Source organism: Collinsella sp. AM15-2 (genome assembly GCF_003471985.1).
Classification (GTDB): Bacteria; Actinomycetota; Coriobacteriia; order Coriobacteriales; family Coriobacteriaceae; genus Collinsella.
The window spans coordinates 1-13,786 of the sequence record NZ_QRKO01000022.1; the positions used below are offsets into that span (position 1 = coordinate 1).

Below are 13,786 nucleotides of genomic sequence, written 5' to 3' on the forward strand. Positions count from 1 at the left end.
GCTGACAATTTCGACTGTAATGGACGTTCTTAAACGACTAGTCAAAAGGGACACTCTTTGTTTGCCACCCACAAATCTGACTGCCTCCGCCAAAACTATGGCGGTTTACTACGATGAATCGCTCAACCGCGACCACTCCGAAACTTGTTGAACTAAAACCGCAGGTAGATGCCTTGCACTTTTTAGCAAAACGCCGGCGTGGTTAGAATTCCTCAATTCATCGTAGTAAACTGGCATAGTTTCGTATTTCCAGCAGTTCCAAATTCATCAATACGTCGGCGTTTGCGAAAAAAGCCCGACCTCCGTAGGAGATCGGGCTTATAGGGCTCAGTTAAACCAAACCTACACGGTCAAATGACCCGCAGATTACATCTGCTCGGGCGCGGAAACGCCAACGAGGGTAAGCACCAGGGCGAGCGTCACGCGGACAGCGTCGCAAGCTGCCAGACGGGCGCGCGAAAGCTCGGGGTCGACGGGACGGCCCTCGCTCGGCAGAACCTGGCAGGCAGCGTAGAAGCTGTGGAAGTCGCCGGCGAGCTCCTCGGCAAAGTGGGTCAGACGGAACGGAGCGCGATCGCGAGCACAGCTGGCGATCAGGTCGGTGAGCTCGTTGAGCTTGCGCGAAAGGGCGAGCTCGGTCGGGTCGGTCAGCAGCGAGTAATCGACGTTCTCACCGATGGCCTTGGCGGCAACGGCCTTCATGCCCATCTCGTCGGCCTGCTCGGCGGTAACGTCGGCGGCACGGCGCAGGATGGAGCACACGCGGGCGTGAGCATACTGCACGTAATAGACCGGGTTGGAGTTGTCGCGCTTCTTAACGGTCTCGATGTCGAAGTCGACCATCTGGTTGGAGCTCTTGGAGATGAGCGTGTAGCGAGCGGCATCGGAGCCGACCTCGTCGACGAGCTCCTGCAGGGTCACCATGGTGCCCTTGCGCTTGGACATACGGACGGGCTTGCCGTTACGCAGCAGGTTGACGAGCTGGCCCAGCAGAACCTCAAACTTGCCGGGGTAACCCAGAGCGTCGCAGACGCAGCGTACGCGCTCGATGTAACCGTGGTGGTCGGCGCCCCAGATGTCGATGACGTGATCGACGCGCTGGAACTTATCCCAGTGATAGGCGACGTCGGAGGCGAAGTAGGTGTACTCGCCGTCGGACTTGATCAGGACGCGGTCCTTGTCGTCGCCCAGATCGGTGGAGCGGAACCACAGGGCGCCGTCCTTGGTGTAGAGGTAGCCCATCTTGTCGAGCTTCTCAAAAGCGCGGTCGACGGCGGAGGTGCCGGCGGTCTCGCCCTCGGTGTCCTTCACATACAGCGAGCGCTCGGAGTACCAACGATCGAAGTCGCAGTTGACGGCGTGGCAGAGGTCGCGCATGTTATCGACCATCTTTACATAGCCGCGCTCGCGGAAGCTCTCCATGCGCTCCTGAGGATCGGCGTTGACCCACTTATCGCCGTCGGTGCGCCAGAACTCGGCGGCCTCGTCGATGATGTAGTCGCCGCCGTAAGAGTCCTTGCCCAAGGTCTCGGCAAAGTTGTCCTGATACGGATGGGTCTCGGGGTGCTCGTCGTTCTCGTCGGCAACAAAGGCGTCACGGTCGGCGATCAGCAGCTTGTGAGCCTCGTCGATATCAACGCCCTGCTTGGCGATGATGTCGGCAAGCTGCATATAGCGCGTGCTGATGGAGTTGCCGAAGGTGTTCATCTGAGAGCCGTGGTCATTGATGTAGAACTCACGCTGGATCTCATAGCCGGCGTGGTCCATAACGCGGCAGAGCGAATCGCCCAGCGCGGCCCAGCGGCCGTGGCCGATGTGCATGGGGCCGACGGGGTTGGCGGAAACGAACTCGACCTGGGTCTTCAGGCCACCACCGACGTTGGACTTAGCGAAGTCCATGCCCTTCTCGCGAGCCTCGCCAAAGATGGCATTCTTAACGGCAACGGAGAGGTAGAAGTTGATGAAACCGGGGCCTGCGATCTCAACCTTCTCGATCGCGGGATCCTCGGGCATATGGGCAACGATGGCCTCGGCGATCTTGCGCGGGGCGCAGTGGGCCAGCTTGGCGGACTTCAGGGCCATGGTAGAGGTCCACTCGCCATGAGAAGTGTCAGCCGGTCGCTCGATAGCGCAATCGTCAAGTTCAAATGCGGAAAGGTCGCCGGCCTCCTGGGCCGCAGCAAGCGCAGCGCGTACCAGCTCTTCAATCTTCTCGGGCATAGATCCTCCTTGTGTTAAAGCCCCCGAGCTCTTGGTCACTCGTAGGGCAAAAGCCAGAGTTTGTAGCACTCTATCACAAGCGAGGGGCACTGTCGCAGGGTAAAGCCAATCGAAATTGCATATGCACAAAATTGACTACAGCTTGTATGGAGTCACTCAAAGATGCCGGTCTGCCTGCAGATTATGCACGCGTTGAAAATGCATAAAGGTGTGAATGAGCTGTGTCTTTTATCGAATACTCTTACCTATCAGAGTTGTGTGCTTTTCCTGCATAAAGCGAGGATTTGCGCACGTCAGCGTGTTATTCTAGACATACGTAAATTCGTATAAGTTGGAGGTAGCATGTTCTCAATCGGTCAACACGTCATTCATCCGGGTCAGGGAGTCTGCACCGTCGTCGGTTTTAGGGACGACACGCCGCAGCCCATGTTGTTGCTCGAGGCCAAGCAGGGGCATGCGCAGACGATCCTTATGTACCCCGTGGCGCAGGCCGACCGTCTGCATGCCGCCATCTCTCAGCAAGATGCCGAGCATCTGCTGAGCCACTATGACGAGCTGGAGTGCGACACCTTTACCGAGCGCAACAGCTCGCTTGAAGAGACACACTTTAAGCAGCAGCTCAAGCTGGGCGCGCCCGAGACGGTCCGCGTGGCAAAGACCATGATGCACCGCATTCGCCAGGCCGAGGAAGCCGATAAAAAGCCCAGCTCTTACTATATGCGTGTACTCAAGGAAGCCAAGCGCCGCTCCATCGAGGAGTTCGCCGTGGCATTGGGCGTCACCGAGGAGGCCGCCGAAGCCCGCCTAGCCCAAGCCGCCCTCAACTAACCCATCCGCGCCAAAAACCACCACAAAGGGGACAGGCACCTTTGTGGTGGTTTTTTCGTTCTAGTCGTTCTAGTAGTATTCATTCTTAGCGATACCTGCGAGCACAAGGAGTCTTTTATGGCAGAGCCACTTTCCGCCGGAATCACCCGCGACCGTGCGTTCGAATTGCTCAACGAGCACAATAAGGACCCGTTCCACATCACCCACGGCGAAACGGTCGAGGGCACCATGCGCTACTTTGCGCGCGAGTTCGACCCCGAGAACGAGGAGTTTTGGGGCATCGTCGGTCTGCTGCACGACCTAGATTGGGAGGAGCATGAGGACGACCCCATGAACCACACCATCTATGCGGCCGAGATCCTTGAAGGCGAGGGCGCCTCTCCCGATCTCATTCGCGCCATTCAGACGCACACGTCGGACTTCAACACCTCGCTGCCCAAGCCCGAGCTGCAGATGGAAAAGATCCTGTTTGCCTGCGACGAGCTCACCGGCTTGATCGGTGCTGCCGTCATCATGCGTCCGAGTAAGAGCGTCATGGACTTTACGACCAAGTCGCTCAAGAAAAAGTTCAAGGACAAGCGCTTTGCCGCCGGCTGCTCGCGCGACGTGATTACGCAGGGTGCCGAGATGCTGGGCTGGGAGCTCCCCGAGCTCTTCGACCGTACCATCGCGGCCATGCAGTCCTTCGCCCCCGACCGCGACACCTTTCAGGCTTAATTCCAAAACCATCACAAAGGGGACAGGCACCTTTGTGGTGGTTTTTGTTTGCGCGGGCGTTAGGGGCGGACCTGGCCGGTGCCTCGGAGCTTGTATTTGTAGGTGGTGAGGGCCTCGGCGGCAAAGGGGCCGCGGGCGTGGAGCTTTTGGGTCGAGATGCCAATCTCGGCGCCCAGGCCAAACTCGCCGCCGTCGGTAAAGCGCGTGCTGGCGTTGGCATACACGGCCGAGGCATCGACCTCGTCCAGGAAGCGCTCGCAAGCATCCGTGTCCTCTGCAACGATGGCCTCGGAGTGCATCGTGCCGTAGCGGTTGATGTGCGCGATGGCCTCGTCCTCGTTCGCCACGACCTTCACGCTCATCTCGAGCGCCAGATACTCGCGACCCCAGTCCTCCTCAGTCGCGGCAACGTAGTCATCGCCCTCGGCAAGCCCGGCGTCGGCGCATGCGGCGCACGTGGCCTCGTCGCCGTGAATGAGCACGCCGTGGTCGTGCAGCACGGCAACGACCGCAGGCAAAAACACATTGGCCACAGCATGGTCGACCAGCAGCGACTCGGCGGCATTGCACACGCCTACACGCTGGGTCTTGGCATTAACGATAATGTTGAGCGCCTTATCAAAGTCGGCGGACTCATGCACGTAGATATGACAGTTGCCCGTGCCCGTCTCGATCACCGGCACAAGCGACTCGCGCACGCAGCGCTGGATCAGGCCTGCACCGCCGCGCGGAATGAGTACGTCGACAATACCGCGGAGCTTCATGAGCTCGCCGGTGGCCTCGCGGTCGGTGGACTCGATCATCGAGATAGCCTCGCGCGGGAAGCCCTTGGTCTCGAGCGCATCGGCCAGCAGCTCAGAAATCATGGCACACGAGTGATAGGCCAGCGAGCCGCCGCGCAGAATGCAGGCGTTGCCGGTGCGGATGCAGATGCCCGCGGCGTCGGCCGTCACGTTGGGGCGCGCCTCGTACACCATGGCGACCAGGCCCAACGGCACGCTCACGCGGGTGAGGTCCACGCCGCTTGCGAGCACGCGGTGGTCGAGCACGCGGCCGACAGGATCGGGCAGCTCGGCGAGCTTCTCCAGGCCGGCGGCCATACCCTCAACGCGCTCGGGCGTCAGCAGCAGACGGTCGAGGAGTCCTGCCGAGGTGCCCGCATCGCGCGCGGCGGACATATCGAGCTCGTTGGCGGCGACGATGGAATCGACGCCATCGCGCAGCGCCGCGGCCATGGCGCGCACGGCCTCCTGGCGCTGCTCGTCGCTCGCCGTGGCAAGCGAAGCCGACGCTGCCTTGGCGGCAACAGCAAGATCGTGGACATACGTGGCTATATCGACCGACATGGGCGGCCCTTTCTCTTAGTAGTTTGCCCACCATGGTAGCCGATTTGCGCATGGCCTCGCCCGCGGCGGTAGAATTGGTCAACCCGAAACACCGCAACGAACGGAAGACTCACATGGCCCTCATCACTTCGTACCACGTCCCCGGCCTGTATGTCGAGGACCACAGCATCGACGTCCCCCTCGACTGGCGCGGCCTGGAGCCGATGCTCCTGGCCGTCGGCAGCACCATGCGCCGCGGCGCCATGCCGGCGCCCATCGCAGGTGCGCCCGAGAGCATCAAGCTCTTCTACCGTGTGGTTTGCGCGCCCGACCGCATCAACGACGATCTGCCACTGCTCCTGTTTTTGCAGGGCGGCCCCGGCGGCGAGAGCCCGCGTCCGCTGTCACCCACAAGCGACGGCTGGATCGAGGAGGCCGTCAAGCACTTCCGCGTCGTCCTGCCCGACCAGCGCGGCACCGGACGCAGCAGCTGTGTAGACGGACGCACGATTGCCGCACTGGGCGAGCGTGCCGAGGCAGCCGGCGCCGATGCGGACCGCTCGCAGGCGGACTTCCTCAAGCGCCACCTCGCCAGCTCCATCGTGCGCGATTTTGAGTACCTGCGCCTGGTGGGCTTTGGCGGCAGGCCCTGGGTCACGCTCGGGCAGAGCTACGGCGGCTTTTTGACGCTGAGCTACCTGTCGCTCTTCCCCGAGGGCGTGGCGGCAAGCTTTACCTGCGGCGGCATCCCCCACGTACCGGCGAGCGCAAGCGAGGTCTACGCGCACACCTTCCCGCGCATGGCTGCCAAGACGCAGCAGTATTACAACCGCTACCCCGCCGACGTCGAGCGCGTGGCGGCCCTGGCAGATGCCCTCGAGGAGCAAAAGCCCGTGCTACCCGACGGCTCGCCGATGACGGTCGAACGCCTGCAGCTCATGGGCAGCGACTTTGGCATGAAGCCGAGCTTTGAGCGCATGCATTGGATTATCGATCATGCTTTTGTTGACGGCGACGGCACGCTGGCCTGCGGCGCCTCGGTATCCGACAGCTTTTTGATGCGCGCCTTCGAGCGCACCAACACGCGCACGAATCCGCTGTACTGGACGCTTCAGGAGTTCATCTACGCCGACGGCGACACCATGCCCATTCGCTGGGCCGCGGCAGAAGAGAAGGCCCATCGTGCCGAGTTCGACACGCTCACGCGACCGCTCATGTTTACCGGCGAGGCCATGTTCCCGTGGATGTTTGAGCAGATGCCCGAACTTAAGCCCTTCAAGCCGGCGATGGATCTGCTTATGGAAGACACAAGCTGGGACAAGATCTACGACCCGCAGCGCCTGGCGTGCAACGAGGTGCCCCTGCAGGCCGCGGTGTACTTCGATGACATGTACGTGGACTCGGGCATGCAGCTCGATACGCTCAGCCGCGTGGGCAACTCGCATGCCTGGGTGACCAACGAGTTCGAGCACGACGGCTTGCACGGCAGCGTGGTGTTCAAGCACCTCTTCGACGAAGCCCTCAACCGCGGAGACCTGCGCCAGATCTTCTAGCAAAGGAGTGTCCCCTTCTGCCGGCACAATAGGAACGTCCCCAAGTGCCGGCAACGACAATGCCGCTGGTAGAGGACAGAAAGCGAAAACGCCCCTAAGCGAGCAAGGTGACGTGAAAGAGGAGGGCATTGACCTTCTGGTCATGCCCGACGATTGAACGTCAGATTGCCGCTTAGGGGCGTTTGCAGCGTCAATTGGTTAGGCGAACACTATCAAGTTGTCCCTATGGATCGCGGGCTTCTCGGCCAGGTCTGCGAGCAGGCGGTTGCTGGCAATCTGGTCCTGGCGGCGGCCGGCTGCAAGCTCCAGCACGTCCGAATCGGCCTCGGCGATACCACGGGCGACAACCATGCCGCTCGGGTCGCACACGTCGAGCACATCGCCCTCGGCAAACTGGCCATCGACCTCGCGAATACCCACCGCGAGCAGCGACGATCCGCGGCTGACCAGCGCCTTCGCGGCGCCATCATCGACCGTCACCGAGCCATGCGCCTTGTCACCCAGTGCGATCCACAACTTGCGCGGCGCAATGTCCAGGCGCTCCGCCGGCGGATCGAACAGCGTACCCACGCTCTCGCCGCGGGCCAGACGCACGAGCGCATCGGGCTCCTCGCCCGAGCAAATCACGCTTTGAATGCCCGCCGTCATGAGAATGCGGCTCGCGCGAATCTTGGTGATCATGCCGCCCGTACCCACCGATGTGGAAGAATCGCCCGCCGAGGCGATAATCTTGGCATCGATCTTATGCACGACCGGGATAAACTCGGCCGTCGGATCCTCATGCGGATTGGCGGTGTAGAGGCCATCGATGTCCGAGAGCGTCACGCACAGATCGGCAGAAACCAGGCAGCTCACAAGCGCCGCCAGCGTGTCGTTGTCGCCGAACTTGATCTCATCGACGGTAACGGTGTCGTTCTCGTTGACGACCGGCACCACGCCCAGCTCCACCAGGCGCAGCAGGGCGTCGCGCGCGTGCAGGTAGGACGTGCGGCGCGCCGTGTCGTGACGCGTGAGCAGCACGAGCGAGGTGAGCAGGTCGCGCGCATGGAACTCCTCGTCGTAGGCCGACGAGATGATGCACTGACCGGCCGAGGCGCAGGCCTGCAGGCTCGGCAGGTCACCGACCGGCTTGCGGTCGAAGCCCAGCACGGGATAGCCGCAGGCAATGGCACCCGAGCTCACCACGACCAGGCGCCAGCCAAGCTCGCGCAGCGCTGCGGCCTGGTCGGCAAGCCCGCCGATAAAGGCGCGGTTGACCTTGCCGTCGGCGCCCACCACCGTGGACGAACCGATCTTTACCACCATCGTTTTATAAGAAGTCGTCATACGTCAAACCAATCGAATGTCGAGCGTTCGGGCGAGCTGGGGCAGTCGGGGCGCCTGGTGCGGAACGGACGAAAATGATCCGTTTTCCTCCGTCCCCTTCGGATCATTTTGCCCAGGGGAAGGCCGAAGCCGCAGCCATGTTCTTGCGCACGAGCTCGTCGCGCACCTGAGCCAGGCCCTGCTCCATGCCCACCACATAGGTCTGCGGGTACAGGAAGCGCTTGAAAGCTGCGTCCAGATGGTCAAGTGCCCAGGCGCAACGCTCGCGCGCGTCCTGGATGCTCTCACGCGGAGCCACCGCACTGCCATCGCGCACGATCGGCACCAGCAGCTCGCGATACTCAAGTTCGGACACGTCGGTCACCAGAGCGGCATCATTCACGGCCACGAGGGTATTGCCGCGCGCGGCGCCCTCCCCCGCCAGATGGTCCTCGTCGTAGATCATGTCGCAGACTGGGCCGCCAAAGCCGTCGTAATAACGGCGCACGCGTTGCACACCCGGGATCGTGCGCTTGTAGGGCTGCTCGGAGAGCTTGACCACCGGCGTCCACGGGTCCGTCTCACTCGCACGGCGGGCGGCGAGCTTGTACACGCCGCCCAGCGCCGGCTGGTCGTAGCAGGTCGCGAGCTCGGTGCCCACGCCAAAGCTATCGATAGGCGCGCCCTGGTCGAGCAGCGACTGAATCGTGTACTCATCCAAATCGTTAGAAACCGAGATCCCCACATAGGGCAGGCCCTCGGCATCAAAACGGCCGCGCACATACTTGGAGAGCTTGGCGAGGTCGCCGGAGTCGATGCGAATGGCCGACAGGCGCTCGCCCACCGCTTCCATCTCCTTGGCAACCGTAATGGCATGCTCGCAACCCTCGCGTACGTCGTAGGTGTCGATGAGCAGCGTGCAATTCTTGGGGCTCGACTTGGCAAAGGCGCGGAAGGCCTCGAGCTCGGAGTCGAAGCTCATGACCCAGCTGTGCGCATGCGTGCCAAAGACGGGAATACCGTAGCGGCGGCCGGCGAGCACATTGGACGTAGAGGAGCAGCCGGCAACGTAGCTCGCGCGCGCGACGGCCAGCCCGCCATCGGGACCCTGGGCGCGGCGCAGGCCAAACTCGGCAACGGGACGGCCGTCCGCCGCCAGCACCACGCGCGCCGTCTTGGTGGCGACAAGCGTCTGGAAGCCGACGATGTTGAGCAGCGCCGTTTCGAGCAGCTGGCACTCCAGCGCGGGACCGGTGACGCGAACCATGGGTTCGCGCGGAAAGACGAGCTCGCCCTCGGGGACGGCGTCGATGTTTACATGTGCATGAAAATCGCGCAGGTAGTCGAGGAATGCAGGCTTGAACATCGCACCGCCGGCCGGGGCCTGGAGTGAGGTGAGGTAGTCGATATCCTCGGGCGTAAAGCGCAGGTTCTCGACCAGCTCGGGCAGCTCGGCGGTGCCGCACATGACGGCATAGGCGCTGCCAAAGGGATGGTCGCGGTAAAACGCGGTAAAACAACCCTGCTCATTGGCCTTGCCGCTCTCCCACAGGCCCTGGGCCATAGTGAGCTCGTACAGATCGGTGAGCATTGCAATGTCGGTGGGATGCGAGATGTCGGTCAAAGCCATGGGGCGACCTTTCGGATGCGTTGTGCAGAGGTTGAGGGTTGGAAAAGGGCAGAGTGTTCGGGCATGGCACCCAGCGCGAATGGGCTAGAGCAGGCCCATGCTGGTCAGGATCGTGTAGCCCATAAAGATGACAAACGCGATGAGGGCAAGGACAATGATGATTTTTTGAGCCGGCGCCATGCCAGGGATCTCGTTCTCGCCCGTAGGCTCCTTGGAGGTAACCATGCGCTGGGCAAAGGTCATCTCGTCACGGCTCGGCTTGGGCTCGACGGACTTGGAACGAGCGACCTTTTTAGGCTGAGGTTTAGGTGCGGTGGGCGCGGGCTTCGCGGCGGCGGGCTTGGGCTCGGGGGCGACGTTCGCGGCGGCCTCCTCGGCCTTCTCGCGCTCGGCACGCAGGGCGGCCAGCTCCTCACGCTCGCGGCGTGCCTCTTCCTGGGCCTCGCGACGAGCTTTCTCGGCGCGGAGCTCTTCCAACTCGGCGCGTTCCTCGGCAGACAGTGGTTGGGACTCAAGCTTGGCCATGGTACAGCCCTTTCTTTTAAAAAAAGCCGCCGACACAATGTCAGCGGCTTATCAAATCCAAGGGTGGAGACGAAGGGAGTCGAACCCTCGGCCTCTGCCATGCGACGGCAGCGCTCTCCCAACTGAGCTACGTCCCCAGGACAAGTTGATATTTTACCTACGGCTCGCCAACTGTCAACGCCCAATACCCAGTCTTTTTGGGACGCGGCTGTTTTAGCTACCCCGACAGACAACGCGAACGGTTTGGTCGAACAGCGGCAGGGGTAGCTAAAACAGCCCCGTCCCAAAAAGACTACTCAAAGAGCCTCGTCCCAGATTAGCTGGTTTGAGCACTAGTAAGAACACCGGTGGTATCGAACGCCGGGGTAAAGCTCTCGTCTACCGCGCCGCCTTCTTGCCAAAACATCGTCGTAAAGCCCAGGTCGTCGGCATGGTCGAGCACCTGCTCGTACTCCTCGCGCGTCACGGCGCGCGCCAGGTCGCCGCCTTGTTCGCGCATGAGGGCATTGGGCGTGTACTGGTTCATGACCGAGATCGGCACGTCGCCCACCGTCTGCCACACCAGGTCCAACACGCGGCACGAATCGTCCGCATGCCCCGGCAGCACCAGATGACGCACGATTATGCCGCGCCTCATGAGCCCGTCCTCGTCTACCAGCTCTCCCCCGCGGCGCTCAATCTCGCGCGCCATCTGGGCCAGACCCGACACGGCCACGCGCGGGTAGTCCTTAATATGAGAAAGCGACTGAGCAAGCCCGGCATCGGCATATTTAAAGTCCGTAAGCCACACGTCGACAAGGTCGCCCAGCGCCGCCACGGCACTCGCGCGCTCGTAACCACTCGTGTTGTAGACAATTGGGATGACCAACCCGCGCGTCCGTGCCGCGGCAATCGCGGCAGGCAACAGGTGCGCATAGTGCGTCGCCGTCACCAGGTTGATGTTATTGGCGCCCTGGTCCTGCAGCTCCAGCATAATCTCGACCAAACGCTCGGGCAAAATCTCAAGACCGAAATTGCCCGTCGAGATCTCGTGGTTTTGGCAGTAGATACATTTGAGCGAACAGCCGCTAAAGAAAATCGTACCCGAGCCGGCCTCGCCCGAAATGGGCGGCTCCTCCCACATATGGAGCGCCGCGCGGGCGACGTTAAGCGTGTTGTCGGCGCCGCACACGCCACGCGCGCCCTCGTCGCGCGCCGCACCGCAACGGCGCGGACACAAATGGCAGGCGGGCGAAAAAAGTTCGGTCAACGACGTCGGCATAAAAACATGCTCCAAAACAATGATTCAGCAGCTCAAACGTAAAGGGACCAACCGCACAGACGGCTCGAGCCCAAGGCGCCGTAATCGTCCGACACGATTTTTGTAATGTCAAGACTGGAATCGATAAAGTGCCGCTTTATGATGTAGGTATTCCGCCCCCCGCGGAGCAACTGGGTGAACCGTCGCGTTTATTTAGGGAGCCCACACAGTCGTACCTAGTACAGGTATCCTTCGTTGTTAAGGACGCTGGAACAGTCGATGAGGGCACCCACCTGTTTTAGGTGGGTTCATTTTCGTAACGTGGGGGGTGGTTTTCATTTGCCGAAAACCACCATTACAGCCCATATGGATCCCCGCCGGTATCCCGACAAGCCATCGACAACATCCCAATATCTGGTAAGCGCGTGATTATCGCTGCATGCAATTCCATGCACCCCCCCGTGGTCGAGTATCATGGTTCGGCTATGCCCTTTGCGCATGGCGTTCTTCTGACCTTTTCCTTCGACGCTTGGCGGTTTTTAGATTCATGGCTTCATCCCCGAGCTACATACCGTACCTATGCGTGGCAGCGGCGGCCTTTATCACGACCTTCCTCATTGTGCCCCTGGTCAAGCGCTTGGCAATTAAGCTCGACGCCGTCGACTATCCTTCCAAGCGCCGCATCAACACCAAGCCCATCCCGCGTTTGGGCGGAACGGCGGTGTTTTTGGGCCTGGTCGTTGCCTGCATTGTGCAAATCCTAGGCACCTGGCACCTAGGCTGGCCGCCCGTCCTGGTGCCGCACCCGCGCCTTCACATTAGCTATCCCATGCTGGCGCTCTCCTTTACCGTCATCTTTGCGACCGGCGCTATCGACGACGTCTTCCAGCTCAAGCCCAAGCAAAAACTGGCCGGTCAGGTCCTCGCCGCGCTCATCGCCTGCGTGGGCGGCCTGCGCATCGGCGTCATCGTCAACCCGTTTGCCCCCGGCGAGATCATGCTCGGATGGCTCGCCTACCCCATCACCGTGATCTATCTGGTGGCATTCACCAACATCATTAACCTCATCGACGGCCTCGACGGCTTGGCCACGGGCATCTGCGGCATCGCGTCGTTCACCATGTTTTCGATGGCCGTTCTCTCGGGCCGCATCGACGCCGCCGCGCTCTCCATTGCGCTCTTTGGCGCCTGCCTGGCCTTTTTGCGCTACAACTTCAACCCCGCAAGCATCTTCTTGGGCGACTCGGGGTCGCTGCTTCTGGGCTTTGCGCTGGGCTCCATCTCGTTGCTCAACGTGAGCCGCACCGCCGCGCTCACCTCGCTTATCATCCCACTCATCGTTGCCGGCGTGCCCATCATCGACACGTTTAGCGCCATCGTGCGCCGCAAGCGCGCCCACATTAGCATCGGGCAGGCCGACAAGGGCCACATCCACCACCGCCTGATCCAAGAGGGCTACAACCAAAAACAGGCAGTGCTCCTCATCTACGCCTGGTGCATTATGCTTTCGGCCGGCGCCGCCGCGATTAACCAGGTCGAGGTGCCCATGCGCGTGCTCATCTTTACCGTGCTCGCCATTGGCTCGGCGGCCTTTGCCAAGCATCTACATCTGTTTGAGCCCGTGCTGCGCCACCATTACAACAAGCGCACACACGAGGATGAGCTCGTCACCCCCGACGACCCCGCCTTTAAGCAGGAGGAGCAGGCAGCCGAAGAACGTAAGGAAGAGCGCCACCACAAGCTCTAGGGTAAGCTGCCGAGAATGTGCCAAGGCATCGCTGACCAAGTGCAACTACATCGCATCAATCGCGTAAGCCACCCCTTGCCAGCCCCTCGCCTACTTACGCCCCGCCCCTCCAATAAACGCGTTATCATCTTGACCCATGAACATACGTTAGGAGCAATTATGCCAAACGAGAACAGCTACGAAGTCGCTCTGCAGAAGAGCAACGCCATTCGCGAGGGCCTGGCCAAGACGCCCGACAAGTTCACCATGCTCACCGGCGACCGCCCCACCGGCCGTCTGCATCTGGGTCACTACTTCGGCACCCTCAAGGGCCGTGTGGAGCTGCAGAACATGGGTGCCAAGACCAACGTACTCATCGCCGACTACCAGGTCATCACCGACCGCGACACGACCGAGCACATCCAGGACAACGTGTACAACATGGTCATGGACTACCTTGCCTGCGGCATCGACCCCGACAAGACCATGATCTACGCGCACTCCGCCGTGCCCGCCGCCAACCAGCTCATGCTGCCGTTCCTGTCGCTGGTGTCCGAGGCCGAGCTGGCGCGCAACCCCACGGTCAAGGCCGAGATGGAGGCCTCGGGCCACGAGCTCACCGGCCTTCTGCTCACCTACCCGGTGCACCAGGCCTGCGACATCCTGTTCTGCAAGGGCAATGTGGTGCCCGTCGGTCGCGACCAGCTGCCGCACATC

11 protein-coding genes and 1 tRNA gene are annotated in these 13,786 nt (G+C 61.6%); 5 read left to right on the forward strand and 7 right to left on the reverse strand.

The window, feature by feature from the left end:
* Positions 1-366 precede the first annotated feature (366 nt).
* Positions 367-2,220 carry an arginine--tRNA ligase gene (gene argS, locus DW171_RS08595; RefSeq protein ID WP_118270962.1) on the reverse strand — a complete coding sequence of 618 codons (1,854 nt, stop codon included), beginning with the start codon at positions 2,218-2,220 and terminating at the stop codon, positions 367-369.
* A gap of 342 nt (positions 2,221-2,562) precedes the next feature.
* Between argS and DW171_RS08600 the strand changes: the two genes are divergently transcribed.
* Entirely contained in the window at positions 2,563-3,048 is a 486-nt protein-coding gene (locus DW171_RS08600) for a CarD family transcriptional regulator (protein WP_089572030.1), read from the forward strand.
* 117 nt (positions 3,049-3,165) lie between these two features.
* Positions 3,166-3,765, forward strand: a complete 600-nt coding sequence (locus DW171_RS08605; RefSeq protein ID WP_055252329.1) for an HD domain-containing protein — start codon at positions 3,166-3,168, stop codon at positions 3,763-3,765.
* 59 nt (positions 3,766-3,824) lie between these two features.
* Here DW171_RS08605 and DW171_RS08610 read toward each other — a convergent pair whose 3' ends face one another.
* Positions 3,825-5,111 carry a glutamate-5-semialdehyde dehydrogenase gene (locus DW171_RS08610; RefSeq protein ID WP_118270963.1) on the reverse strand — a complete coding sequence of 429 codons (1,287 nt, stop codon included), beginning with the start codon at positions 5,109-5,111 and terminating at the stop codon, positions 3,825-3,827.
* Positions 5,112-5,224: 113 nt separating this feature from the next.
* On the opposite strand from DW171_RS08610, the gene DW171_RS08615 reads away from it, so the two are divergent.
* The gene (locus DW171_RS08615; RefSeq protein ID WP_055252327.1) at positions 5,225-6,643 is read left to right on the forward strand and encodes an alpha/beta fold hydrolase; all 1,419 of its coding nucleotides are present in this window, start codon (positions 5,225-5,227) and stop codon (positions 6,641-6,643) included.
* Between the two features lie 198 nt (positions 6,644-6,841).
* Here the strand turns inward: DW171_RS08615 and proB are convergent, their stop codons facing one another.
* The 5 genes from proB to DW171_RS08640 all read right to left on the reverse strand — a co-directional run bounded on the left by proB (position 6,842) and on the right by DW171_RS08640 (position 11,364).
* Complete coding sequence (gene proB, locus DW171_RS08620) at positions 6,842-7,969, reverse strand: glutamate 5-kinase (RefSeq protein WP_055252326.1); 1,128 nt, start codon at positions 7,967-7,969, stop codon at positions 6,842-6,844.
* Positions 7,970-8,072: 103 nt separating this feature from the next.
* The gene (locus DW171_RS08625) at positions 8,073-9,578 is read right to left on the reverse strand and encodes a nicotinate phosphoribosyltransferase (protein ID WP_118270964.1); all 1,506 of its coding nucleotides are present in this window, start codon (positions 9,576-9,578) and stop codon (positions 8,073-8,075) included.
* Between the two features lie 84 nt (positions 9,579-9,662).
* A complete protein-coding gene (locus DW171_RS08630) occupies positions 9,663-10,103 on the reverse strand; it encodes a hypothetical protein (RefSeq protein ID WP_118270965.1) in 441 nt (146 codons plus the stop codon).
* A 64-nt stretch (positions 10,104-10,167) separates the two neighbouring features.
* Positions 10,168-10,240, reverse strand: a tRNA-Ala gene (locus tag DW171_RS08635).
* A gap of 179 nt (positions 10,241-10,419) precedes the next feature.
* Positions 10,420-11,364, reverse strand: a complete 945-nt coding sequence (locus DW171_RS08640) for a radical SAM protein (RefSeq protein ID WP_118270966.1) — start codon at positions 11,362-11,364, stop codon at positions 10,420-10,422.
* 526 nt (positions 11,365-11,890) lie between these two features.
* Between DW171_RS08640 and DW171_RS08645 the strand changes: the two genes are divergently transcribed.
* On the forward strand, positions 11,891-13,090 hold the full coding sequence (locus tag DW171_RS08645; protein WP_117563966.1) for an MraY family glycosyltransferase: 1,200 nt from the start codon (positions 11,891-11,893) through the stop codon (positions 13,088-13,090).
* A gap of 159 nt (positions 13,091-13,249) precedes the next feature.
* Positions 13,250-13,786: tryptophan--tRNA ligase (locus DW171_RS10350; RefSeq protein ID WP_369832473.1), on the forward strand; the 537-nt coding region annotated here is incomplete at its 3' end.